The sequence below is a fragment of the Robiginitalea sp. genome, assembly GCF_982776155.1.
Genome location: NZ_CEXZKX010000001.1, coordinates 692,008 through 716,368, shown reverse-complemented (window position 1 = coordinate 716,368; position 24,361 = coordinate 692,008). Strand labels below are relative to the sequence as shown.

The window sequence follows — 24,361 nt, the reverse complement described above, 5'->3', positions numbered from 1 at the left end:
GACCCGTATTGAATCATCCTGAAAAACAGTAAAACACTATGTCTGACGACAAAAAGGTCATTTTCTCCATGTCTGGAGTGACCAAAACCTATAAAAACGCGAATACCCCGGTACTCAAGGATATCTACCTGAGTTTCTTCTATGGGGCAAAAATCGGCATCCTCGGCCTGAACGGTTCAGGGAAATCCACCTTGTTGCGCATTATCGCCGGGGAGGATTCAAATTACCAGGGGAATGTGGTTTTCTCCCCGGGCTATACCGTGGGCTACCTGGAACAGGAACCCCATCTGGACGACGACAAGACTGTCCTGGAGGTAGTCCGGGAAGGAGCCGCGGAAACCGTACGTATCCTGGACGAGTACAATAAGATTAACGATATGTTCGGGCTGCCCGAGGTGTATGAAGATGCGGATAAGATGCAACAGCTCATGGACAAACAGGCCAAGCTGCAGGACCAGATAGACGCAGCGGGGGCCTGGGAACTCGATTCGAAACTGGAATTGGCCATGGATGCGCTCCGCACGCCGGAGCCGGATAAAAAGATCGGCGTCCTTTCCGGCGGGGAACGCCGTCGCGTGGCATTGTGCCGCCTGCTGCTGCAAGAGCCCGACGTGCTCCTGCTGGACGAGCCCACAAACCACCTGGATGCTGAATCCGTACATTGGCTGGAACATCACCTGGCCCAGTACAAGGGAACGGTTATCGCGGTTACCCACGACCGGTATTTTCTGGACAACGTGGCCGGTTGGATCCTGGAACTGGACCGGGGAGAGGGAATTCCCTGGAAAGGGAATTATTCCAGCTGGCTGGAGCAGAAGGCCAAGCGCCTTGCCCAGGAACAGAAGCAGGCGAGCAAGCGCCAGAAAACCCTGGAGCGCGAATTGGAATGGGTGCGCCAGAGTCCCAAGGGCCGCCAGGCCAAACAGAAGGCCCGTCTGAACAACTACGACAAGCTCCTCAGCCAGGACCAGAAACAACTGGACGAAAAACTGGAAATCTACATCCCGAACGGCCCGCGCCTGGGCACCCAGGTCATCGAGGCAAAAGGAGTGAGCAAGGCGTATGGGGATAAACTGCTCTATGAAGACCTGAATTTCCGGTTGCCCCAGGCGGGAATTGTCGGGGTGATTGGCCCGAACGGGGCTGGTAAAACGACGATTTTCCGGATGATCATGGGCGAAGAAACCCCCGATAAGGGGAATTTTGAGGTAGGGGAGACTGTTAAGATCGCCTACGTGGACCAGAGCCATGCGGACATCGACCCGGATAAAACCATTTGGCAGAATTTCAGCGATTCCCAGGAGCTGATCAATATGGGGGGGCGGCAGGTCAATTCAAGGGCCTACCTGAGCCGCTTTAATTTTTCCGGGAGCGAACAAAATAAAAAGGTCAGCATGCTCTCCGGTGGCGAACGCAACCGGCTTCACTTGGCGATGACCCTGAAAGAAGAGGGCAACGTACTCCTGCTGGACGAGCCCACCAACGACCTGGATGTCAACACGCTACGTGCCCTGGAGGAAGGCCTCGACAATTTTGCCGGATGTGCAGTAGTCATTTCACACGACCGCTGGTTCCTCGACAGGATTTGCACCCATATCCTGGCATTTGAAGGGAATTCACAGGTCTACTTTTTTGAGGGCTCCTTCTCGGATTACGAAGAAAATCGCAAAAAACGACTGGGGGCCGACAGCATTCCCAAGCGCATCAAATACAAGAAACTCGTCCGGGACTAACCGCTTTCCCGGGTCTAACCGCTCGTCCGGGACTAACCGCCCTGGCGGGATTACTGTTTCAGCGGGAGTTCTACTGTCTCCTGGAGCTGACTCTCGACTTTTGCCTTATCGCCCACGACGATCAGGGTCATATTCTCCAGCCGGATGTATTTCCGGGTGAGTTCCATGATCTTTTCCGGGGTAACCGCGTGCATATTGGCCACCTTGTTCTCCAAAAAGGATTCGTCCAGTTCATGGGTGTCCAAAAATACGAGTTGGCCGATGATCCCGGATGGGCTCGAATTCTGAAGGACGAAGATCCCGGATTCATAGTTGATGATGCCTTCGAGTTCCTCGGGGGTGGGAGGCTCTTCCTGCAGTCTGGAGATTTCTTTCTTGATTTCGGCTATTGAAGCGCCGGTATGCTCCGTGGTTACATCGGCCCGTTCGTACCACAGGGCCGTTTTGTAGTTCGTGTCATAGATGCTCGTGGGGGAGTACGTGTACCCCTTGTCCTCCCGGATATTGCTGGTGATCCTCGACGCAAAAGAGCCGCCGAGAATGGAATTCGTGACATCCAGTGCAAGGAAGTCTTCCTGGGACGGGTCCGGCACGGGTAATCCGTAATAAATGGTAGACTGCGGCGCCCCGGGGCGGTCAATGATCTTTACGACTTCAGCCGGCGCAGCTTCGGCCACCGGATAAAATTCTTCGGGGCCTTCACGCCAATCCGCGAGTGCATTCCGGACGGCTTCCCTGACTGCTTCAGCATCGAAGTTCCCGGCCACATAGACGGTGGTGCGCCGGGCACCCACCTGGGCCTCGTAAAAAGCCCGGATGTCCGCAACAGTATAGGAATCGATCATCTCTTCCGTCGGGAATACCCGGCCATAGGCATGGTCCGGGTAAATACTCGCCATAAAATCCCGGTAGGCCTGGGAACGGGGTCGGGATAGTTGAACCGCCAGGTTGCGTTTCATATCGCCCTTGAGTCGATCGAGCTCCCCTTCCGGCCAGCTGGGTTGCCGGAGGACATCCGCCAGGACTTCGATGGCGTCCGGGGCAAATTCATAGAGAACGGAAGCAGACAGGGTGGTGTGGTGGGCGCCTACCCCAATATTCAGGTTGCCGCCCATTCCGGCCATCTCATCCGCGATCTGCCTGGCATTACGCGAGGTGCTTCCTTCTTCCATCAGGTCGGCCATCAGGTCGCTGAGCCAGATTTGGTCGGGCCCTTCATGGATATTCCCCGTCTTTACGGAGACCTGGATATTCGCTTTGGGGATGGACCCGTACGGGATAAGTACCAGTTCCAGGCCGTTGTCAAAGGCAATCGTCTCTTTCTCGGGGAGGCTGAAATTTTTAGGGGTTCCTCCCTTTGGGGGCTGCTGTTTTTCCTGGCCGGTGAGAAATACCAACGGCAGGAGCAGCGCAATCAGGTTCAACAGGGAATTTTTCATCGTTATTCGGTTTTTTCATTTGCTGCCAGGAGCGGGTTGGTTACCAAAACAGTCCGGTTGCCTGGCCTCAGGTACTCATCTACGGTTTTGCGGACGGTTTCCAGGTCGATATTCCGGAATTCATCCTCCAGGGAGTTGATCCGGCCGGGATTGTCGTCAAAAAGCGCGAAACTGCAAAGCAAATCGGCCCTTCCGAGCCCAAAGGAGCCCCCCAGGTTGTCGTAGAGCTGCGAACGGATCTTTACGATCGCCTGGTCGAGCATTTCCTGGGTCAGGCGGTCCTTCAGCCCCGACATGACTTCTTCGATGGCTGCCAGGACTTCTTCCTGGCTGGTGTCGTTGTCATAGGTCAGGTCGTACATCCAGAGCATGGGGCCTTTATAATTAAACATATTGCCCAGATAGTTGATCCCCCCGCTGACATTGGAGGTAAAGCCTTTTTCATTTTCAAGTTTCTGAACCAGCAGGCCGTTGTCCCCCTGCACGAGTATCTGGTCCAGGAGCCCCATGGCATAATATTCCGGCGAGTTGCGTTCAGGCATGTGATAGGCCACGGCCAGGGCGGGCTTGTTTGCGAGGGAGTCGTTTTTGACAAAAGACTTTTCTTCCTCCTGACGGGGTTCCGAAATATCCGGTTGCGGCGGAATCTCCGCCGACGGGATGTCCCCGAAATACTGCTCAATCCAGGCACGGGCTTCGGCCTCCTCAAAATCGCCTACCACGGCAAGGGCCGCATTGTTGGGGGAGTAGTAGGTATTGAAAAAACTTTGGACATCTTCCAGGTTGGCGGCATCCAGGTCCTCCAGGTCGCCGTAGAAGTTATGGGCATTATACCAGTTTTCGTTGGCATACTGGGGCATATCGAGCCAGGGGAACCCCCCGTAGGGTTGGTTGAGCACATTGACCTTCACTTCATTTTTCACCACCCCCTGCTGGTTGGACAGGTTTTCCTGTGTAATATCCAGGCCCCGCATCCGGTCGGCTTCGGCCCATAGCATGGTTTCGAGTTTGTGGGACGGGACGATTTCAAAATAGTTCGTGAAATCGAATCGCGTGGACCCATTGAGGACCCCGCCGTTCTGTTGGACGAGTTTGATAAACTCCATTTTTCCGAGGTTTTCTGAACCCTGGAACATCATGTGTTCAAATAAATGGGCAAAACCCGTCCGGTCCTTTGGTTCGATGCGGAAACCAATGTTGTAGTAGACCGCAACTATCACTGTCGGGGCCGTGGTATCCCGCGAGAGGATGACTTTCAGGCCGTTGTCCAGTTGGTAATAGGTTACGGGCACAGAGAATTCGGAGGCAGTAGCCGGCTTTTCGGTTTCACCCGCGCAGGCAACCAGCAGCAGGGCGCCCAGGCCCAGTAGCGTATGCCTCAGAAAGGAAATTTTCATAAATCGGAAATTTATTCAATTGGAGTACCGGGCCGGGGAGCCCGGTGAATTAGACGTAGGAATCGATTAATTGTTACATCAGGCAATTCTATTTCTAAGGACTGGCTGCCCAACAGCCCCGAATTCAATAATCCTCCCCCGGGTACCAGTCGAGTTGGACTACCTCGATTTCGGGGTTGCCGGCTTCCACGAGCTCCCGAAACTTCCCGGTATCGCTGACATCCGGGTTGCCCCGGTAGTGGTAGGGGTAGACCCGTTCGGGTGCAAATGCCAAAACCGCGTTGGCGGCACTTTCCACGGGCATCGTATAGGGAAGGTTCATACAGACAAATGCCATATCGATCCCCTTCAGGGAGCGCATTTCCGGGATGTCCTCGGTATCCCCTGAAAAGTACACGCGCGTACCGTTTTTCTCCAGAATGTATCCGTTGCCCCGCCCTTTTGTATGGAAATCCAATGCCTCTTCCCGAAGGTTGTACATGGGGATGGCGGTGATGCGGATCCCGGAGGCCTCCAGTTCAGAGCCGTTCGGTAGGATTTCCGCCTGGGCGGCCAGGGCATCCTGCATTTGTTCGGCGACGGCTTGCGGGACAATCAGCCGGGCATCTTCAAGGGGCAGGGCCTCGAGGGTCCCGGAACTGAAGTGGTCGCCGTGGATATCCGTTACCAGGACAATGTCCGGGGCGTCGTAACCGGTAAAGCGGGCGGCATCGCCAACCGGGTCGATATAAATGGTGGTACCGTCCCATTCCAGGACGGCAGTGGCATGGGAAACAGGATGTACGACGGGTAAGTCCGCGGACGCTTCAGTTGTTCCGGGCTCCGCGGATTCTGCCTGAGTGTCCGGGGGCGTATCTGCTTTCTTATCCTCCTTGCAGGCAGTGAAAAGAATCAGGACCGCGAGCAATGGCAAGGCGGGTACGATCAGGCGGTGCAGCCGGGTATTTTGATTTATTTTCATAAAAATCTTGATTTTTTCTTTCCTTAAAGATACGGTATTCAGGGGGCTGAGCGAAAAAAAGCACGGATTTTAGGCTTTTGAGAAATCTAAGACCGGGCCCTGGGTCGTATATAGAGTGGTACAAACAAAAAACCAAAAACGAAGAAATTAATTTTTATCACTATGTCAGAGACAAAAAACAATAATGGATTGAAGGTAATTGCCGGTCTGTTGGGAGTCATCCTGCTCGGGACGATTATTTACACGGTCAGCCTTTACCAGGAGAAAAAAAAGAATGAGGCCGTACTGACCCAGGAGAAAGAGCTGGTAGTAGAAGACCTGAACAGCCTGAAGTCCGAATACGACAAGGCGATTCTGGAAAGCAACGCCACCAATGAGGAACTGGTTGCCGCCCGGGACAATATCGCCAAATACATCGACAGCGTTAAGGCAATGAAGGCCGACCTGTCAACACTTTCCCGCTACCGTCGCCAGGTATCCATCCTGAAGCAGGAGCGCGAAGAGCTGCTCCGCCAGGTAGACTCCCTGCGCGAGTCCAACACATTGATTGCCATGCAGCGCGACAGCACGTTTACCGAGCTGGAGAAGCAGACGGTATTCAACGATTCCCTGGTTGTTCAGAATACGCAGCTGGCGGATGCTGTTGAGCGCGGCTCTGCCCTGAACCTGACCCAGTTCTCCGTAGACGCCGTCCGCGAGCGGAACAACGGCAACCTGGCTTCCACTTCCCGTGCGCGCCGTACGGACAAGATCAAGGTTTGCTTTACCGTTGCCGACAACGTCATTGCCGAAGCCGGTGACCGGGAATTCTACATCGAGGTGCTGGACCCCCAGGGGAACGTAATGGGAGGCAGCAATACCACCTCTGTGGAAGACGGCCCTACCATCACCTATACGAAAGCCACGAATTTCTACTACGAGAACAGCGCGCTGGACGTATGTGACTACGTGAGCAACTACTCCGGTGAATTCGCCGAAGGCAACTACATGGTGAATGTATACGACGATCGCTTAACACTCCTCGGCACGAACAAGTTCGAGCTGAAGTAATACACACGATTCACTTAAGCGAAAAAAAAGCCGCCCAACCCGGGCGGCTTTTTGATGTTAAATAGGGATTTCCGGATAAGCAGCTATTTGTCCAGGCTGCCCACCATATCTTCCGGCCGGACCCACTGGTCGTATTCGGCTTCGGTTACATATCCGAGGCGTACGGCCTCTTCTTTGAGGGTCGTCCCGTTTTTATGGGCCGCATTGGCAATTTCGGCGGCCTTGTAATACCCGATTTTGGTATTCAGGGCGGTGACCAGCATCAGCGAATTGTTCAGGAGCTTTTCGATGGTATCCCGGTTGGGTTCGATGCCCGAGGCACAATGCGCTTCAAAACTCCGGCAGGCATCCCCGATCAACCGGGCGGACTGCAGGACATTTGCGGCCATTACCGGTTTGAAGACGTTTAATTCGTAATGCCCCTGCGTGCCGCCTACAGTGACGGCCACGTCATTGCCCATTACCTGGGCACAAACCATGGTGAGCGCTTCGCACTGGGTGGGATTCACTTTGCCGGGCATAATAGAGCTCCCGGGTTCGTTGGCCGGGATAATGATCTCCCCGATTCCGGAACGCGGGCCGGAGGCCATCATGCGAATATCGTTGGCGATTTTATTCAGGGAAACCGCCAGTTGTTTCAGGGCGCCGTGGGTTTCCACCAGTGCGTCGTGGGCTGCCAGGGCCTCAAACTTATTACCCGCTGTCTTGAAAGGCAAACCAGTGAACTCGGCGATATACCCGGCCACTTTAACGTCGTATCCTTTGGGCGTGTTCAGGCCGGTGCCCACGGCTGTACCTCCCAGGGCGAGTTCCGAAAGGTGGTCCAGCGTATTCTCCAGGGCCCGGATCCCAAAATTGAGCTGGGCCACATAGCCTGAAAACTCCTGGCCAAGGGTCAGCGGGGTGGCATCCATCAGGTGGGTCCTTCCAATCTTGACTACGTCCATAAACGCCTCCGACTTAGCCTGCAGGGTATCCCGCAGTGCCCGGACTCCGGGCAGGGTCACATCCACGAGTTTTTTGTAAACCGCAATGTGCATCCCGGTGGGGAAGGTGTCGTTCGACGACTGGGACTTGTTCACATCGTCGTTGGGCTGGAGCGTTTTCTCCCCCTCGCCAATTGTGTGACCGGCCAGTTCGTGGGCCCGATTGGCGATCACCTCGTTCACGTTCATGTTGCTCTGGGTGCCCGAACCGGTCTGCCAGATGACCAGCGGGAACTGGTCGTCGTGTTTTCCCTCCAGGATTTCGTCGCAAACCCGGCCGATCAGGTCGCGCTTTTCCTCCGGGAGCACCCCGAGGTCGCAATTTGCGTAGGCGGCCGCTTTTTTCAGGTAGGCGAAGCCATAGACGATTTCCAGCGGCATGGACGCGGGCGGCCCGATTTTAAAGTTGTTCCGGGAGCGCTCGGTCTGGGCGCCCCAATATTTGTCGGCGGGCACCTGCACGGTGCCCATGGTGTCTTTTTCTGTACGGTATTCCATGTTTGGGTATTTTACCCAAAGGTACGGATTCAGCCCAAAATTTCCGTGGAGGCACGGGTGGGGGAGAGACGTTTTTTTTGCATTTGATTTGTAGGATTGGTCCGATTCCCACTATCTTTGTGGTGAAAAGCTAACGATATGTTTGAGTTTGACCAATACCTCGGCTTCCTGGCCTTTTTAACCATCGTTACCATCGGTTTCTGGCTGATGATCTTCCTGCTGGCTTTTGTAGTACCTTATTGGCTGGGGGGCAACCTGCTTGAACTCTGGAAAGAGCGGCGCGAGGCGAAGAAAGCGCGTCGCCGCCAGGCATAACATCCCGGGTCGATTCCGGACAAGAATTAAGAAAAATACGAAAAAAGAGCGGGATGTTTTCCCGCTCTTTTTGCATTTGGTCTCTATGTGATTGGCAGCGCTTGCGGCTGTTCACCGGAAGGCGCTCGTAAGGCGCACCGCCCGGGCTTTATGTGTTGCGCCCGGACTTGAAGCGTTGCACAGGCCATAGTTCCGGGGCTCAGGAACCCGAACCGCCTTCGAATTCCCCATCGTCATCGAAGTTTCCATTGCCCCCGCGGCCGGCATTCCGCTTTTTCTGTTCATTGAAGCGGTAGATAAACGAAAAGGTCACGGAGCGTTGCCGCCACTGGAATTCGCTGTCCGAGGTAAAGAATTCGGTTTCGGTAAAGGAACGGCGCTTCCTGGAGTTGAAAAAATCGTTGACGTTCAAGGTAATCGTGCCATTGTCTTCAATGATATCCTTGCTAAAAGCCAGGTTCAGGGAGAAAATCCCCTTGGTATCCGTGATGGCATTCTGGCGCGGGCCGAAATAAAAGGCATTTGTCTGCCATTCGATGGCGGCAGGCAGCGTGACCTTGGATCCAAGGCGTGCAAACCAGCTGGTATTCTCCGCCCCGTAATCCACGCCGTTGAAGAAGCCTTCGTTTACAAACCGGAAGATGTTGAAGCTCGAGTTGATCCGGAATTTCCGGGAGGGGTTAAACAGGATACTCGCCTCGCCCCCGTACCGCTGGTTGGTAGACAGGTTGATCGGGATGGAGCGGATGATGTCGATCCCATCTGTGGTAGTCTGCCCGGTGGATTCCTGGATACGTTCAAAGGAATCCGTTTCCCGTTGGTAATAGACGGAGGTATTGAAGGTCAGTTTATCCCAGCGCTTCAGGTAGCCCAAATCGAAGGTATTCGAAAAGGCCGGGTTCAGGTCGGGGTTTCCCTGGAAGACGTTCGTACGTGAGTCCCGGGAAGGGAACGGGTTGATAAACCAGCCCCGGGGCCGGTTGATCCGGCGGTTATACCCCAGGGAAATATTCTCATTCTCCCCAATTTCATAGATCAGGTTCACTGTGGGGAAGAGCCCCAGGTAATTCTTGTCGAAATTCACATCCACGTCTACCCCGAGTTCCTCTTCCAGGGCGGTGGGGTCAAATTCCGATTCCAATTCGCCCCTCAGGCGCGTATTCTCCAACCGGAGCCCGAGCAGGAAGGAAAATTTCCCGATTTTACTCCCGTATTGGGTATAGGCCGCATAGACATCCTCATTGTAGGTAAAAGTGTTGGTCAGCAACTCGTTGACCACGAACTGCCCGCTGGCCCGGTCCAGGGAGTCGAGGCGGAAGCTGGTGATCTCCTCCTCCAGGTCAAACCGGAATCCGGCCTCAAATTGGGATTCACCCATCGGGAGGACATAATCGGCCTGGATGAGATATTCGTTTGAATTCTCCTCCTGGGCAACATTTTCCAGGGCCACCAGGCCATCCTGGGGGAAGGTGGTGCGCTCCTCAATCACCGTGGCGACGTCTTCCCGGTCGCGCCCAATCTGGACATCGGCGGTAAGCTTGTGTCCGTCATCGTTAAAATTGTTCGTGTAATTCAGCGACCACTGATAGCTCCGGTCGTCCTCGGACTCGAGTTCCTGCCGCAGTGTCCGGCTATCGATTTCCGAACCGACGAAACGGGTGGTATTGTTGTCTGTCTGGTCGTCGTCATTCCCCAACCGGTAAAAGAAACTCCCGGTAAGGCTGGACTGGTCGTTGAGGAAGTATTCCATACCGATATTCCAGTTGAGCCCTCTGTTCAATCGGTTGATATCCCGGTCCTCGATGATCCGGTCAAAGGAACCCGAGGTGTAGGAGTTGTCGAAATACCCGTTGCCCGGGGCATCCCGGTAGCGGTAGCCCAGCGTGCTGAACAGGTTGAAAGCGTCGGTACGGATATTCCCGTTGGCCGTAATGCCCGAATTCACGGGCACCCCGATATAGGTATTTACCGAGCCGTTGAAACCCAGTGTTTTTTCCTTCCTGAGAACGATATTCAAGATACCGGCAGTCCCTTCTGCATCGTACCGGGCAGAGGGGCTGGTGATTACCTCAACGCGCTCAATGGCGTCGGCCGGCAATTGCTGCAGGGCCTCGGTAGAGCCGAAGCCGGCCAGGGCAGACGGCTTGCCGTTGATCAGGATCCGGACGTTTTCGTTTCCCCGGAGGCTGATGGCGCCTTCCACGTCTACGGTAACCGAGGGGACGTTGTTCAGGGCGTCGGAGATGGTGGCCCCGCTGTTGGTGAGGTCTTTCCCGATATTGTAGATTTTCTTGTCCAGGCGGACTTCCACGGTGGTGCGTTCCCCGATGACCTCCACGGCATCCAGCTCCTGGGCGTTAATCGCCATGCGAATTTCACCGAGGTCCCGGGATTGCCTCAATAGCTGGTTGTCCAGGGTGTAGGGGAGGTAGGAGATGTATTCCACCCGGATGTTGTATCGACCGGGTTCGGTTGTCACGTTGAATTTCCCGTCAATGTCGGTAATACCGCCGGTGACATTCGACGGTTCGCCCACTTTTTGAAGGACGAGGGTAGCGTACTCCAGGGGTCTTCCTGTATCCTGATCCAGTACTGTACCGGTTAGTGTGATGCTTTTTTCTCCCGGACCCTGGGGTCGTTGAGCCTGCAGGTTCAGGGAAATTGCTGCAAAGAGCAGGATAAGGAAGTGTCTCATGAAGTTCTAGGTTTTCTTCTTTCGTTTTTTCTTTTTGAACTTTTTTGTGTTATACCGATTTTCCTCCAGTTCAATCATCGCCTGGTACTTGTCCTGCGGCAGCCCCTCTTCGAGCTCCTTCCGCTGTTCGATACCCAGCCGCTCCAGCGCCTCCCGGGTTGCTTCCGGGGAGAGTTCCAGGATCCGCAATTCCATCCTTTTCTGCACATATTTGGTGAGGATGGAGGAAACTACGGCAGCTTCAAAGTCGTTCAGTCCCACCGCCTGGATGATTTCGGGCATTTCTTCCGAGACCAGTTCCTCGGCAGTTTTGGGCTCTACTTCTTTGGGAGGGGCTTCCGCCTGCGGGACGACATTGCGTCGGCGTCCGCCGTAATAGGGATTCGCCCCGTAGCCGTATTGGGCTTCGGCTGCAAACAGCCCTCCGAGTAACAGGAATGTCAGTAAAACACGCGTTCTCATGTGTCGTTTCTTTAGATAGTTTACAAGGTGCAGGGTTTAACTGCTTTTGGTTAAATGTTTGTTAAAACCTAAATTTCGATTAAACAAACTGGTAATCAGTCAGTAAGAAAATTTTTGATCGCCTCGGGCGGCCGGCCCAGGACGGCTTTCGATTCGCTGGCAACTATGGGCCGCTCAATGAGTTTTGGGTGCTCGGACATGGCAGCGATCAATTCCTCTTCGCTCAATTCCTTCCCTTTATAAGAAGCTTTCCAGACAGCTTCCCCGGTCCGGATCAGCGAGCGGGCGGGCATACCGAGTTTGTCGAGCAATTCCCGCAGGGTTGCCCCGGTAGGCGGGTCGTTCAGGTAACGGACAATTTCAAAGGGTTTCCCGGATGCTTCCAGGATGGCCAGGCCCTCCCGGGATTTCCGGCAGCGGGGGTTGTGATAAATTGTGTACATGTCGGTGAATTCTTAGGGTTGCCAGGGGTCTCAGGCGGAATTTTCCTGCCCGGTCATCATCAAAAAGGCCTTCAGGAAGTCATTGATCTCCCCGTCCATTACCGCATCCACATTTCCGGTTTCCTCCCCGGTACGCACGTCCTTGACCAGCTTATAGGGATGCATGACGTAGTTGCGGATTTGCGAGCCCCATTCAATCTTCATTTTGGACGATTCGATCGCTTCCCGGGCTTCCTGCTTCTTGCGCAGTTCAATTTCGTAAAGCTGGGATTTCAGCATTTTCAGGGCAGTCGCGCGGTTGTCGTGCTGGCTCCGGGAGTCCGAACAGGATATCTGAATCCCCGTGGGTTTGTGGACGAGTTGGACCTTGGTCTCCACCTTGTTGACGTTTTGTCCCCCCGCCCCGCTGGACCGGGCCGTAGTGATTTCGATATCGGCCGGGTTGATCTCGATTTCGATACTGTCGTCCGCGAGCGGGTAGACATACACCGAGGCAAATGAAGTATGCCGTTTTGCATTGCTGTCAAAAGGGGAAATTCGGACCAGGCGATGTACGCCGTTTTCGCCCTTGAGCCAGCCAAAGGCAAACGGCCCCTCGATTTCCAGGGTGACGGTTTTAATTCCGGCCACGTCGCCCTCCTGATAGTTGAGTTCCCGGACTTTGTAGCCGTTTTTCTCGGACCACATCATGTACATGCGCATCAGCATGGATGCCCAGTCGCAACTTTCTGTCCCGCCGGCGCCTGCAGTGATTTGCAGCACGGCGGTGAGGTCGTCCCCTTCGTCGGAAAGCATGTTGCGGAACTCGAGTTTTTCAATGGCGTCGGTAGCTCGTTTGAGGTGCCGTGCCACTTCTTCTTCAGCTACCTCACCCGCCTCGTGGAATTCCACCATTACCTCCAGGTCGGAAAGGAGCGATTCGGCGGTTTCGAATTCCTCCACCCAACCCTTGAGGGTGTCCAGGCGCTTCATGAAGCCTTGGGCGGCAACCGGGTCGTCCCAGAAGCCGGGTTCCAGCGTTTTTTCCTCTTCGTTCTGAATCTCGATGCGTTTGGCACCTATGTCAAAGATACCTCCTTAACGCGCCAAGGCGTTCCATAAGAGACTTAAATTTCTCTTTCATTCGTACTGCATTTGGAGTGTAAAAGTAAGTTGTTTTTGCGAATTGCGGGGCATGGCAGGCCGGCAGATTTACTGCTGGCTGCTCACGGCCACCTGATGGTTGCTGCTATTCCCACCCGGCCCGAATACCACGCCTTTGATCGGGGCGCAATCCGAATAATCCCTCCCGTGGGCCACTTTGATGTGGTCCGAAGCTGCCAGGAGGTTATTGGTCGGGTCAAAGCCCTTCCAACCGATCCCCGGTACGAAGGCCTCCGCCCAGGCGTGCATCTGGGCATCCCCCACATACCCCATCCCCTGATGGAGGTAGCCCGAAACGTAACGCGCGGGCAACCCGTGCTCCCGGGCAATGGCAACAAACAAATGCGCAAAATCCTGGCAAACCCCTTTGCGATTATCGAGGATATCCGAAAGCGGGGTGTCCACCCCCGTTTCCCCGGGCATATAGTCTAGGTCTTCGTACACCCAGGCGTTTAACCGGGTGAGATTTTCCATGCAATTGACCCCGGTGTCGAAACGGAAACAATCCTTTGAGTCCGGGAGCAGGGTCAGGGGGCTGGGTTTTAAAAACATCTGGTGCTCCAGGCGGAAGGAAAGTTCCCGGAAATCCCCGGGTCGGTAGTCGGGCACTGCAGACGGGTCAAAATCAAAGGGGTTGTCGGGTTGCTTCAGCACCTCGAATTCGGCTTCGAAAGCTATATCGGTCAGTTCGTGCCGGTTTCGAACCCGGATGGTGGTAAATCCAAACCCATTTTGGGAGAATTCCCAGTTAGCCCCCCGGCTATTGGAAAAAAAGACGCGATCCAGGCTTTGGGAGGCATTCTCCAGCGGGACGATCAGGAACTGCCAGCTCGCTTCAACCACCGGGTGGTCGTATCGATTTTCGGCTGTATACCGTATGGTGTATGTCTCAGCCATTCGCTCAGATAAGGGTTTGAAGGTATTTTAAAATTCGGAATATCAGTAATGGAAAAACTCATTTTCCATCCGGGCGCCAATTGCGGATAAATCGCTGAGGATATCCTCGATAAATTGCTGGATATTGCCTTCGATGTCTTCAACCCGCTTGAACTGGTACTCTGCCCGGACTTTCCCCACCAAAAATGCGGTGGAGTCCTTGTCGCGGGACTTTAAAGGATCCAGGGTGCAGACGTGCCGGTAAACCTGGTTCAGGCTGTTCATAACGGACCTCGGACATTTGGAATTCAGTATCAGGAATTCAAGGGTGCACAGGCTGTTTGGGGTTTTTTTGTAATAGCGCCGCATCATATCGTAGGATTCGGCGCATTTGAGCAGCGTGGTCCATTCGTAACTGTTGCGGAACCGGTCGCCATAGCTTCCCGGGGACATCTTGGCATCGTTGTATTTGGCGTTGATAATCCGGGTAATTTGCAGGGCCCGCTCCAGGTTTACCCCCATCATGATGATCGCGTAGATGCTGTCGTGCAGGAGGGTACCCCGGATCTTGCCCCGGAGTACAGCCGTCATTTCCGTCACCTGGGAGGTAAACTCGTACAATCCCGTTTTTACAAACTTTTTAACCGGGTAGTTCTCTGCAAAATGGTAGAATTTATTGATCGATTCATAGAGTTCGGTTGAGATCAGATCCCGGGCCGAGTGCGCATTTTCCCGCGCGTAACAAATGGAGTTAATGACCGAGGGGCCAAATTCCCGGTCCATGCCAATACGGGTCAGTACGCGGTCCTCGTCGATATTCATATCGTCGGTGGCGGGTTCGCCCACCATGTACAGCATGGAGCGCATCACAAAGTCACGCGACTGGGAAGTACTGTTGGGTGCGTCCAGGGAGGAGAAGTAATTTACATTCAGGTACCGCGCCGTATGTTCGGCCCGTTCGATATACCGACCCATCCAGAATAGGTTGTCCGCAACTCTCGCCAGCATATGATCAGTTTTTAAGTACCCAGGTGTCCTTTGACCCGCCGCCCTGGGATGAATTAACAATCAGATTTCCTTTTTTAAGCGCCACGCGTGTGAGCCCCCCCTTGAGTAAGAAACTTCGTTCCGGACCCATGACCGTAAATGTCCTCAGGTCGATATGCCGCTGTTCAAACGACTGGGATTCCTCGATATAGGTTGGGTGGACCGAAAGGGACAGGATGGGCTGGGCCACGTATTTCCGGGGGGATTCCCGCACTTCCCGGCGCACCTCCTCTACCTGCTCATCGGTCAGGGTATTCCCGATAGAGATCCCGTACCCGCCCGCTTCATCGACGGGCTTGATTACGAGTTCCCGGATGTTTTCCAGGACGTATTCCAATTCCTCCTTTCGGCTGCAATGGTACGTTTTGACATTGTTCAGTATCGGGTCTTCCCCCAGGTAATACCGGATAATATCCGGCATGTAGGTATAGACGGCCTTGTCGTCCGCCACACCGGTACCCGGGGCATTGGCGATGGTCACGTTCCCCTTTTTGTATGCGGCAAACAGGCCGGGGACGCCCAGGGAGGAATCTTTGCGGAACTCCAGGGGGTCCAGGAAGGCATCGTCGATGCGGCGGTAGATGACATCCACTTTCTCCGGGCCGGCAATGGTCTTCATATAGACAAAATCGTTTTCGACGAACAGGTCGCGTCCCTCTACGAGTTCCACGCCCATTGTCTTGGCCAGATAGCTGTGTTCGTAAAAGGCCGAATTAAACATGCCCGGGGTGAGCACCACCGTGTTCGGGATATCCACTCCCACGGGTTTGACCGTTTCCAGCAGTTCCAGCAGGTTTTCCGCGTAATTGGTTACCGTATGGGCATCGTAGTGGTTGAATACCCCGAAAAGCGCTCTTTTCAAAGCCGTCCGGTTACTCAGAACGTAGCTCACCCCGGACGGGCAGCGGATATTGTCCTCCAGCACGTAAAACTGGCCGTCGTTGTGCCGGATGATATCCGTTCCGGAAATATGCGTGTAAATGCCCCCGGGCGGGTCCACGCCGATCATCTGGTCCAGGAAATTCTCCGAGGTCGTCACCAGGTCCAGGGGAACCACCCCGTCCTTGAGTATTTGCTGTTCGTGGTAGAGATCCCAGAGAAATTTGTTCAGGGCCAGGCAGCGTTGTTTCGCACCCCGCTCAATATGGTCCCATTCTTCCGCACCGATGATCCTGGGGAACAGGTCAAAGGGAAAGATCTTCTCATTGGTTTTGTCCTCGCTGTAGACGCGGAATGTGATCCCCTGGTTGAAAAAAGAGGCCTTGGCCTTTTTGTTGAGCTCAAAATAATCCGCGATGGAATGCTTCCCGTAAAGCTTGAATAATTTTTTGTAAACGGCAGTCACATTTCCTTCCTGGTCGTACAATTCGTCGAAGAGTTTGGGATCCCGGTGATATGCGGTAAAGATGTTTTTGCCGTCCCCTGCCATAAATTGGAAGATTTTCTTTTAATATACCGCCTTTTTATGGGGAACAGGCAAGGGGAGCGGGAATTTTTGCATCGTATCGTTTTTCGCACCCATCCCGGAACGAAATCCATGTATTTCCGGTGGTGTTTTTGCGACATCCGTATTTCGATTCCCTGCATTTTTGGCTACATTGTGGCGCAAATAACACAAGATGAAAAACCGAATATTCCTGGTCGTGCTCATGCTGAGCCCGCTGCTAGTGCCCGGCCAGTTTCAGGAAAAAAGTGCGGAGTATCAAAAATTCGAAGGATATTTTGATTTCTACTACGACGACTCCGAAGGCAAGGTATACCTGGAGGTCGACAAACTGGAAACAGAATTCCTCTATGTCTATTCCCTGAGCAGCGGAATTGGCAGCAACGATATCGGCCTGGACCGCGGGCAGCTGGGGAACGAGCAGGTGGTTTTCTTCCGGAAGGCGGGAAACAAGCTCCTGCTCATCCAGCCCAACCTGGAATACCGGGCCATCACGGACAATGAACTCGAACGCAAATCGGTGGAACAGGCTTTTGCCCGTTCCGTACTCTTTGGCTTCCCGATAGTGGAGACGATCGGGGAACGGCATATCGTGGAATTGACCCCTTTCCTGATGCAGGATATGCACGGTGTTTCCGACCGACTCAAACGGACCAATCAGGGCAGCTACAGCCTGGATACCAGTAAAAGTGCGGTAAACCTGGAGCGCACCCGGGCCTTTCCGGAAAACATTGAACTCGATGTGTTGCTCACTTTCAAAGGAGATCCCAAAGGCAATTATATCCGTTCGGTGGCCCCCAACCCGAAATTGGTAACCGTGGCCCAGCACCACTCCATGATCAAGTTGCCGGACCCGGGCTTCGAAAAGCGCGCCTTTGATCCGCGGAGCGGGGTGTACCCCTTTAGTTATTACGACTACGCCACCCCGGTGGAACAACCGATTGTCAAGCGGTACATCCCGAGGCACCGGCTGGAGAAAAAAGATCCTTCCGCCGAGCGCAGCGAGGCGGTTGAGCCGATTGTCTACTACCTGGATAACGGGACGCCGGAACCCGTCCGGTCTGCCCTGCTGGAAGGCGGCCGCTGGTGGAACCAGGCCTTTGAGGCCATTGGTTATACGAATGCTTTTCAGGTTAAAATGCTGCCGGACGACGCAGACCCCCTGGATGTGCGCTACAACGTCATCCAATGGGTCCACCGGTCTACCAGGGGGTGGAGTTACGGAAGTAGTGTAGCCGACCCGAGAACCGGGGAAATCATCAAGGGGCACGTAAGCCTGGGCAGCCTGCGCATCCGCCAGGATTTTATGATCGCCCAGGCGCTGACCGACGGCCCGTTTGCCAATTCGGACGAAAACACATCGCCCATGCTCGAACTGGCACTGGCCCGAATCCGGCAATTGTCCGCCCACGAAATCGGCCATACGCTGGGCTTTGCCCATAATTTTGCCGCAAGCACCAACAACCGCGCCTCAGTCATGGATTACCCGCATCCTTATGTGCGGCTGGATAATGGTAAGATCGATTTTTCACAAGCCTACGATACGGGAATCGGGGAGTGGGACAAAGTAACAGTGGCGTATGCCTACTCGGATTTCCCCGAAGGCACCGATGAGCAGGAGGCCCTGTCTGAACTGCTCAGGGAGGCTGAAGCCAACGGCCTGCGCTATATTTCAGATCAGGATGCCCGCCCGGCCGGCGGGGCACACGCCTATGCACATCTTTGGGATAATGGGGCAAATGCTTCAGAGGAGCTCGAACGCGTGCTGCGGGTTCGGCGCAAGGCCATGGAGCAGTTCTCCCCGGCGAATATCCGCACGGGGGAACCCCTGAGCGTCCTGGAAGACGTATTTGTGCCCCTGTATTTTTTCCATCGCTATCAAACGGAGGCCGTAAGTAAACTGATCGGGGGGCTCGACTACAACTACGCCGTGCGCGGTCAGGAATCCGCCGCCTGGTCCCCGGTGGACGCCAGGCAGCAGGAGGCAGCCCTGGAGGCCCTCCTCAGGACCCTGGAACCCGAAGAGCTGGCTATCCCGCAAAACATCCTCCAATGGTTCCCGCCCCGGGCCATGGGGTATCGGGCCGGCAGGGAGTCCTTCAAAGGGCGGACCGGGCCGTCCTTTGATGCCCTGGGGGCAGCGGAAACTTCGGCGGATATGACCCTCGGGTTTTTATTGCACCCTCAACGAGCCTCACGCCTGGTACACCAGCACGCTCTGGATTCGTCCCTTCCCGGCCTGGAAGATGTGCTGGAGCCCCTGCTGGATACGGCCTTCGAAACCCGCACATCCGGGGATTACCAGAAGTCCATCCGCGAGGTAGTCGGGTTCCGGACCCTGGAACACCTGATGGCACTCGCCAAAAATCCAGGGGTACACCCGCAGGTTAACGGAATAGCCCAGGGTGCCCTGGACGCGATCCGCGGACAGATGCTGCGGGCCGGGGATTCGGATATGGCCCGGGAAATCGTGAGACGTATAGACCGTTTCCGGGAGCACCCTGAGCTTGTTAAGGTCCCGGATGCACCCAAAATACCGGACGGCTCACCCATAGGCTCCGGCTGTACGGACGAAATCCCGGTCTCTTGGAAATAAACCTGATCAGCGATACGGTGACGCGGCCCACGCCCGGCATGCTGGAAGCGATGATGCAGGCCGAGGTAGGGGATGATGTTTTTAAGGAAGACCCTACGGTGAAGGCACTGGAAGAAAAGGTTGCAGCCTATTTCGGCAGGGAGGCAGCCTTGTTTTTCCCAAGCGGCACCATGGCCAACCAAACGGCCATCAAGCTGCATACGCAGCCCGGGGACCAGCTTATCTGCGATAAATTCGCCCATGTATACAACTACGAAGGAGGGGGCGTGAGTTTTAACAGCGGTGTGTCCTGCAAACTCGTGGACGGCGACCGGGGGATGATGCGGGCCGATCAGGTGGCAGCTGCCATCAACCCGCCGGATTTCTATCACAGCCCGAGAACCCGCCTGGTGTGCCTGGAAAACACGACCAACAAGGGGGGAGGGGCCTGCTGGGATACCGGGGAAATCGAAAAGATCCGGAAGGTATGCGAAAGTAACCAGCTGGCCCTGCATTTGGATGGAGCCCGGCTTTGGAATGCACTGGCCAACGGGGCGGGGGATGCGGCCTTTTACGGCAAAACCTTTGATACCATCAGCGTTTGCATGAGCAAAGGACTGGGATGCCCGGTGGGCTCCCTGCTGGTGGGGTCCGGGGAGGCCATGCAGGAAGCCCTGCGAATCCGGAAGGTACTCGGGGGGGGCATGCGGCAGGCCGGTTATCTGGCGGCGGCTGCCATTTACGCCATGGACCACCATATCGACCGGCTGCGGGAAGACCACCAAAGGGCTTCCCAGATCGGCGAGGTGCTTGATTCGCAGCCATTTGTCCGGTACGTGGCCCCGGTTGAAACGAATATTGTCATCTTTGAACTCGATACGCCCCGGGTATCCGAATCGGAATTCATGAGAGTCATGGAGGAATCCGGTATCCGCCTGATCGGCATGGGGCAGGGCAAGCTCCGGATGGTCACCCACCTGGATTACACAGATGCGATGCATATGCGCGTACTGGAAGTACTTTCAGGGATACAGCTTTAACCGGAAATTCGCACGGGTAACCCGCCAATGGGGCAGTTCTCGCTGTGCGGAGGGGGTAGTTCCGGCTGTGCCAATGGGTACCGGCCGGTGATTCACAGGTCTCTGTCAGAGTTCCAGCGAACCCAGTTGCTGGCGAATATTGGCAATCCCGTTCTCCATGCCCGCTTCGGACTGGTAGAATTGGCTGTGCCCGAGGACCTGCCCCCCGGGGGAGCGCAGGGTGAACTGAAACCGGCCCCGGTGATCCGTCCGCCGTTCAAAAATAGCCGGGTCGCGCAGCGTTGGCTGGAGGAGACGCACCTGTTCACGGGCATCCTCCCGGTTCGGGAAGGAAACGCTTTCCAATAGCGGGTGGCCCTGGGCGCTTTTCACCACAAACCGGCAACCGCTTTCGCCTTCATTCAGGTATTCGAGCATCTCTGGGTGTTAGGCATTATCAAGATACGGAATTTCCGGCATACCTATTTCAGGAAATTGTCCAGCCCCGGGATGTCCGGCATCCCTTCTTTGGCCGCAGCCGACAATTCGGCGTCGTGGATTTCCCCGGCTTTTTGCATTGCCCGGTTTACAACAGTCACCAGGTAGTCTGTCAATTGTTCCTTGTCACCCAATAATTCCCCCGAAATTTGAATATCCCTGATCTCCCGGGATGCCGAAACGGTTACTTCCAGCAGTCCGTCCGGGCTGGATTCGCGGAGGGTGACCGTTTTGAGTCGTTCACGGGTGGCTTTTACTTTTTCCTGGGATTCCTTGAGTTTCCCCATCATCCCCATCAGGTCTCCGAACATATCTTCGCGTTTTTTGGGTTTCTCTCAGGCGAAAATACGTCTTTTTTACGGCCCGGCCCGAAGGAAAATCCGCCTTGGGGAGTTCAGTGCATAAATGCTATTTTTGCCACATGGTATCAAAAAGTAACCCCGAAAATGCCCCAGCCCATGCCGCCCATTGCCACTAAAAATCCCCACATACTCGAAATCCACGGCAAAAAACGGGTGGATGAGTACTACTGGCTCAGGGAACGGGAAAGCCCGGAGGTTATCGAATACCTGGAGGCCGAAAATGACTATTTCCGTCAAATGACCGCCCACACGGAAAAATTCCGGGAGGAATTGTTCCAGGAGATGAAAGCCCGCATCCGCGAAGACGATACCTCGGTGCCCTACAAACTAAACGGCTACTGGTATATCACCCGGTTTGAAGTCGGGAAGGAATACCCGGTGTATACGCGGAAAAAAGGTTCCCTGGAGTCCGAAGAGGAAATCCTGTTTGACGCCAACCAGTTGGCTGCGGGTCATGACTATTTCGACCTTCGCGGAATTTCGGTCAGCCCGGATAACAAGCTGGCTGCATTTGGGACGGATACCGTATCCCGCAGACTGTACGACATTCGGATCAGGAATCTGGAAACCGGGGAGGACTTTGAGGATGTCCTGCCGCATACCACCGGCGGAGGCGTCTGGGCTACGGACAACCGGACGTTTTTTTATACCCGGAAGGACCCGGAAACCCTTAGGGCGGATGCAATTTTCAAACACCGACTGGGCACCCCGGCTTCTGAAGACGAACTGGTTTACCTGGAGGAAGATGAGACTTTTAACACGTACGTGTACAAATCCAAATCCAGAAAATACATCATTATCGGATCCTTCAGCACGCTGACCTCGGAGTACCGGATCCTGCCAGCCGACGAACCTGAAGGGGAATTCCGGATTTTCACTCCGCGCCAGCGCGGGGTGGAGTATTCCATCTACCACTACGCGGACCGGTTTTTTATCCTGACCAACCGGGACGGGGCCACGAATTTCAAGGTGATGCAGACTACAGAGGATCAGACAGGGAGCGAATACTGGAAACCTTTTATCCCTCACCGGGATGCCGTGCTTGTGGAAGACCTCGATATTTTCAGGGAGTATTATGTGGTGACCGAACGCGACAACGGCCTGAGTAAAATGCGGATTGTCCGCTGGGATGGAGGAGCGGATTATTACCTGCCCTTTGATAATGAAACCTATGTGGCCTACCCGTATGTCAACCTGGACTTCGACACGGAAAACCTGCGCTACGTCTACAATGCCATGACGTCACCGTACAGCATTGTGGAATTCAATATGGCAACGCGCCAGAAGACAATTCTCAAGGAACAGGAGGTCCTGGGGGGCAAATTCCAAAAAGAAAACTACGAATCCCGGAGGGTATGGGCAACGGCCCGGGATGGGGTTAAAGTACCGGTTTCACTGGTGTACCACCGGGAGACCCCCCTCGATGGCAGCAGCCCGCTATTGCTGTATGGATACGGGTCGTATGGGAGCACCTCAGACCCCTATTTTTCCACGGTGCGCCTGAGCCTTCTGGACCGGGGGTTCATCTATGCCATCGCCCATATCCGCGGGGGCGAATACCTGGGCAGGCCCTGGTACGAAGAGGGGAAGCTGCTGAAGAAAATGAATACCTTCACGGATTTTGAGGATTGCGCCCGCTTTCTGATTGCCGAAAAATACACCACGCCCCCCCACATCTATGCGTATGGGGGCTCGGCCGGCGGCCTCCTTATCGGGGCAGTGATCAATGCGGCCCCGGATCTTTTTAACGGGGTCATTGCCGCCGTTCCGTTTGTGGACGTGGTAACCACCATGCTGGACGAAAGCATCCCGCTGACCACCGGGGAATACGACGAATGGGGCAATCCCGCCGACCCCCAATATTATGAGTATATGGTGGGGTATTCCCCCTATGACAATGTCCGGGAGCAGGAATACCCGCATATGCTGGTGACTACGGGCCTGCACGACTCCCAGGTACAGTATTGGGAACCTGCCAAGTGGGTTGCCCGCCTGCGGAGCAAAAAACTGGGCGACCGCCAACTGTTTTTATACACGAACATGGACGCCGGGCACGGCGGGGCTTCCGGGAGATTTGAAGCCCTTCGCGAGACCGCTATGGAATACGCCTTCCTGCTCGATCTGGAGGGGAAAGTGCCATAATCCAAAAAAAATAGTAATTTTGCCTCCAAATCCGAACCGCATCGGCCGGTTTATGAGCCTAACCTTAGTGTATGAAACAAGAGATACAGGCGTTTAACAATATCCTTGAACTTATTGGAAAAACCCCCCTGGTCCGTTTGAATCGTCTGACGGCCGGCTTCCCCGGGGAATACTACGCCAAACTCGAGGCCTTCAACCCGGGTCATTCCTCCAAGGATCGGATTGCCCATTTTATCATTGAAGAGGCCGAACGGAGCGGGATTCTCAAGCCCGGTAGCACAGTAATCGAAACTACCTCCGGGAATACGGGCTTCAGCCTGGCCATGGTCAGCATCATCAAGGGGTACGAATGTATCCTGGCGGTGAGTTCCAAGTCCTCCAGGGATAAGATCGATATGCTTCGTTCCATGGGTGCCAAGGTGTATATCTGTCCCGCCCACGTGAGCGCAGACGACCCCAGGTCCTATTACCAGGTAGCCAAAAGGCTTCACCAGGAAACCCAGAACTCCATTTACATCAACCAGTATTTCAACGATTTTAATATCAAGGCCCACTACGCCACCACCGGGCCTGAGATCTGGGAACAGACCGGAGGCCAGATTACCCACCTGGTGGCCTGCAGCGGCACAGGGGGCACCATTTCGGGTACGGCGCGCTACCTGAAGGAGCAAAATCCGGATATCCGGATCATCGGAGTGGATGCCTACGGCTCCGTCCTGAAGAAATACCACGAAACCGGGGAATTCGACACGGAGGAAATCTATCCGTACCGGATCGAGGGCCTCGGCAAGAACCTGATCCCGGACGCTACGGATTTTACCGTTATCGACGAGTTTATCAAGGTGACCGATGAAGAGAGCGCCCATACTGCCCGGGAACTCTGCCATAAGGAGGGGATTTTTGCGGGGTATACGAGCGGCGCGGCCATGCAGGCTCTCAAACAACTGCAGGAAGACAAAACATTCGACGCAAATAGCCGCGTTGTGGTGATCTTCCCGGACCACGGCAGTCGTTATATGAGCAAAATCTACAGCGACAAATGGATGGAGGATCAGGGGTTCTTCGACAGCAAACACGTCGGGGAAGAGCAGCAAATCCAGGTAATCAAGTAATTTCAGGCCAGCCTGGTACATCCTGCAGATTGTGGAAAATTCCCGCAATTGCTTCCTCCCGATGCTATGAATTCGCTTTAAATTTCTTTACTTTTGCCTCGGATCGCTACCCGCGGAAATTCGCGTTTTGCAACATGCTTCCCGGTAGGTTTCCTGCGCAACCA

General features: G+C 54.7%; 20 protein-coding genes. 7 read left to right on the top strand and 13 right to left on the bottom strand.

The window, feature by feature from the left end; all coding sequences use genetic code 11:
• Positions 1-38: 38 nt before the first annotated feature.
• A complete protein-coding gene (ettA, locus tag AC3DKS_RS02995) occupies positions 39-1,733 on the top strand; it encodes an energy-dependent translational throttle protein EttA (RefSeq protein WP_015755092.1) in 1,695 nt (564 codons plus the stop codon).
• 50 nt (positions 1,734-1,783) lie between these two features.
• Here the strand turns inward: ettA and AC3DKS_RS02990 are convergent, their stop codons facing one another.
• The 3 genes from AC3DKS_RS02990 to AC3DKS_RS02980 form a co-directional block, all read right to left on the bottom strand.
• Entirely contained in the window at positions 1,784-3,172 is a 1,389-nt protein-coding gene (locus AC3DKS_RS02990; RefSeq protein WP_272607382.1) for a M16 family metallopeptidase, read from the bottom strand.
• A 2-nt stretch (positions 3,173-3,174) separates the two neighbouring features.
• Positions 3,175-4,569: a M16 family metallopeptidase gene (locus tag AC3DKS_RS02985; RefSeq protein WP_272607381.1), complete on the bottom strand. Its 1,395-nt coding sequence runs from the start codon at positions 4,567-4,569 to the stop codon at positions 3,175-3,177.
• Positions 4,570-4,693: 124 nt separating this feature from the next.
• Entirely contained in the window at positions 4,694-5,530 is an 837-nt protein-coding gene (locus AC3DKS_RS02980; protein ID WP_015755089.1) for an MBL fold metallo-hydrolase, read from the bottom strand.
• Positions 5,531-5,692: 162 nt separating this feature from the next.
• Here AC3DKS_RS02980 and AC3DKS_RS02975 point away from each other — a divergent pair, with 162 nt between their 5' ends.
• Positions 5,693-6,580: a hypothetical protein gene (locus tag AC3DKS_RS02975; RefSeq protein ID WP_015755087.1), complete on the top strand. Its 888-nt coding sequence runs from the start codon at positions 5,693-5,695 to the stop codon at positions 6,578-6,580.
• A gap of 83 nt (positions 6,581-6,663) precedes the next feature.
• On the opposite strand, the gene fumC is transcribed toward AC3DKS_RS02975, so the two are convergent.
• Positions 6,664-8,064, bottom strand: a complete 1,401-nt coding sequence (gene fumC / locus AC3DKS_RS02970; RefSeq protein ID WP_015755086.1) for a class II fumarate hydratase — start codon at positions 8,062-8,064, stop codon at positions 6,664-6,666.
• 138 nt (positions 8,065-8,202) lie between these two features.
• Here fumC and AC3DKS_RS02965 point away from each other — a divergent pair, with 138 nt between their 5' ends.
• Entirely contained in the window at positions 8,203-8,379 is a 177-nt protein-coding gene (locus tag AC3DKS_RS02965; protein ID WP_015755085.1) for a hypothetical protein, read from the top strand.
• Between the two features lie 199 nt (positions 8,380-8,578).
• Here AC3DKS_RS02965 and AC3DKS_RS02960 read toward each other — a convergent pair whose 3' ends face one another.
• The 7 genes from AC3DKS_RS02960 to AC3DKS_RS02930 all read right to left on the bottom strand — a co-directional run bounded on the left by AC3DKS_RS02960 (position 8,579) and on the right by AC3DKS_RS02930 (position 16,474).
• A complete protein-coding gene (locus AC3DKS_RS02960) occupies positions 8,579-11,074 on the bottom strand; it encodes a TonB-dependent receptor (protein WP_272607380.1) in 2,496 nt (831 codons plus the stop codon).
• Between the two features lie 6 nt (positions 11,075-11,080).
• Positions 11,081-11,536 carry a hypothetical protein gene (locus AC3DKS_RS02955; RefSeq protein WP_272607379.1) on the bottom strand — a complete coding sequence of 152 codons (456 nt, stop codon included), beginning with the start codon at positions 11,534-11,536 and terminating at the stop codon, positions 11,081-11,083.
• A gap of 95 nt (positions 11,537-11,631) precedes the next feature.
• Positions 11,632-11,979 (bottom strand): arsenate reductase (glutaredoxin), encoded by a 348-nt coding sequence (gene arsC / locus AC3DKS_RS02950; RefSeq protein WP_272607378.1) that lies wholly within the window; start codon positions 11,977-11,979, stop codon positions 11,632-11,634.
• A 30-nt stretch (positions 11,980-12,009) separates the two neighbouring features.
• Positions 12,010-13,102 (bottom strand): peptide chain release factor 2 gene (gene prfB / locus AC3DKS_RS02945; RefSeq protein WP_238528070.1). Its coding sequence is split into 2 segments (ribosomal slippage): positions 12,010-13,044 and positions 13,046-13,102, totalling 1,092 coding nucleotides; the frame shifts between segments, so codons are not numbered across the junction.
• A 68-nt stretch (positions 13,103-13,170) separates the two neighbouring features.
• A complete protein-coding gene (locus AC3DKS_RS02940; protein ID WP_272607377.1) occupies positions 13,171-14,019 on the bottom strand; it encodes a transglutaminase-like domain-containing protein in 849 nt (282 codons plus the stop codon).
• A gap of 42 nt (positions 14,020-14,061) precedes the next feature.
• Positions 14,062-15,006: an alpha-E domain-containing protein gene (locus AC3DKS_RS02935; RefSeq protein ID WP_272607376.1), complete on the bottom strand. Its 945-nt coding sequence runs from the start codon at positions 15,004-15,006 to the stop codon at positions 14,062-14,064.
• Between the two features lie 4 nt (positions 15,007-15,010).
• A complete protein-coding gene (locus tag AC3DKS_RS02930) occupies positions 15,011-16,474 on the bottom strand; it encodes a circularly permuted type 2 ATP-grasp protein (RefSeq protein WP_272607375.1) in 1,464 nt (487 codons plus the stop codon).
• A 190-nt stretch (positions 16,475-16,664) separates the two neighbouring features.
• Between AC3DKS_RS02930 and AC3DKS_RS02925 the strand changes: the two genes are divergently transcribed.
• The gene (locus AC3DKS_RS02925; RefSeq protein WP_272607374.1) at positions 16,665-19,085 is read left to right on the top strand and encodes a zinc-dependent metalloprotease; all 2,421 of its coding nucleotides are present in this window, start codon (positions 16,665-16,667) and stop codon (positions 19,083-19,085) included.
• Complete coding sequence (locus AC3DKS_RS02920; protein ID WP_272607373.1) at positions 19,076-20,104, top strand: threonine aldolase family protein; 1,029 nt, start codon at positions 19,076-19,078, stop codon at positions 20,102-20,104. Before AC3DKS_RS02925 ends, AC3DKS_RS02920 begins: the two co-directional genes overlap by 10 nt.
• A gap of 105 nt (positions 20,105-20,209) precedes the next feature.
• On the opposite strand, the gene AC3DKS_RS02915 is transcribed toward AC3DKS_RS02920, so the two are convergent.
• Entirely contained in the window at positions 20,210-20,521 is a 312-nt protein-coding gene (locus AC3DKS_RS02915; RefSeq protein WP_015755074.1) for a YegP family protein, read from the bottom strand.
• 44 nt (positions 20,522-20,565) lie between these two features.
• Positions 20,566-20,892 carry a YbaB/EbfC family nucleoid-associated protein gene (locus AC3DKS_RS02910; protein ID WP_015755073.1) on the bottom strand — a complete coding sequence of 109 codons (327 nt, stop codon included), beginning with the start codon at positions 20,890-20,892 and terminating at the stop codon, positions 20,566-20,568.
• Positions 20,893-21,027: 135 nt separating this feature from the next.
• Between AC3DKS_RS02910 and AC3DKS_RS02905 the strand changes: the two genes are divergently transcribed.
• On the top strand, positions 21,028-23,085 hold the full coding sequence (locus tag AC3DKS_RS02905) for a S9 family peptidase (protein ID WP_272607372.1): 2,058 nt from the start codon (positions 21,028-21,030) through the stop codon (positions 23,083-23,085).
• Between the two features lie 71 nt (positions 23,086-23,156).
• Entirely contained in the window at positions 23,157-24,197 is a 1,041-nt protein-coding gene (capA, locus tag AC3DKS_RS02900) for a cysteate synthase (protein ID WP_015755071.1), read from the top strand.
• The last annotated feature ends 164 nt before the right edge of the window (positions 24,198-24,361 follow it).

Bases quoted from the DNA above. Each gene is read 5' to 3' on its own strand.
- AC3DKS_RS02955 (WP_272607379.1), bottom strand. From the start codon at position 11,536: ATGAGAACGCGTGTTTTACTGACATTCCTGTTACTCGGAGGGCTGTTT.
- AC3DKS_RS02980 (WP_015755089.1), bottom strand. From the start codon at position 5,530: ATGAAAATAAATCAAAATACCCGGCTGCACCGCCTGATCGTACCCGCC.
- fumC (WP_015755086.1), bottom strand. From the start codon at position 8,064: ATGGAATACCGTACAGAAAAAGACACCATGGGCACCGTGCAGGTGCCC.
- AC3DKS_RS02935 (WP_272607376.1), bottom strand. From the start codon at position 15,006: ATGCTGGCGAGAGTTGCGGACAACCTATTCTGGATGGGTCGGTATATC.
- AC3DKS_RS02940 (WP_272607377.1), bottom strand. From the start codon at position 14,019: ATGGCTGAGACATACACCATACGGTATACAGCCGAAAATCGATACGAC.
- arsC (WP_272607378.1), bottom strand. From the start codon at position 11,979: ATGTACACAATTTATCACAACCCCCGCTGCCGGAAATCCCGGGAGGGC.
- AC3DKS_RS02990 (WP_272607382.1), bottom strand. From the start codon at position 3,172: ATGAAAAATTCCCTGTTGAACCTGATTGCGCTGCTCCTGCCGTTGGTA.
- AC3DKS_RS02915 (WP_015755074.1), bottom strand. From the start codon at position 20,521: ATGCTCGAATACCTGAATGAAGGCGAAAGCGGTTGCCGGTTTGTGGTG.
- AC3DKS_RS02930 (WP_272607375.1), bottom strand. From the start codon at position 16,474: ATGGCAGGGGACGGCAAAAACATCTTTACCGCATATCACCGGGATCCC.
- capA (WP_015755071.1), top strand. From the start codon at position 23,157: ATGAAACAAGAGATACAGGCGTTTAACAATATCCTTGAACTTATTGGA.
- ettA (WP_015755092.1), top strand. From the start codon at position 39: ATGTCTGACGACAAAAAGGTCATTTTCTCCATGTCTGGAGTGACCAAA.
- AC3DKS_RS02975 (WP_015755087.1), top strand. From the start codon at position 5,693: ATGTCAGAGACAAAAAACAATAATGGATTGAAGGTAATTGCCGGTCTG.
- AC3DKS_RS02910 (WP_015755073.1), bottom strand. From the start codon at position 20,892: ATGTTCGGAGACCTGATGGGGATGATGGGGAAACTCAAGGAATCCCAG.
- AC3DKS_RS02965 (WP_015755085.1), top strand. From the start codon at position 8,203: ATGTTTGAGTTTGACCAATACCTCGGCTTCCTGGCCTTTTTAACCATC.
- AC3DKS_RS02925 (WP_272607374.1), top strand. From the start codon at position 16,665: ATGAAAAACCGAATATTCCTGGTCGTGCTCATGCTGAGCCCGCTGCTA.
- AC3DKS_RS02905 (WP_272607372.1), top strand. From the start codon at position 21,028: ATGCCCCAGCCCATGCCGCCCATTGCCACTAAAAATCCCCACATACTC.
- AC3DKS_RS02960 (WP_272607380.1), bottom strand. From the start codon at position 11,074: ATGAGACACTTCCTTATCCTGCTCTTTGCAGCAATTTCCCTGAACCTG.
- AC3DKS_RS02985 (WP_272607381.1), bottom strand. From the start codon at position 4,569: ATGAAAATTTCCTTTCTGAGGCATACGCTACTGGGCCTGGGCGCCCTG.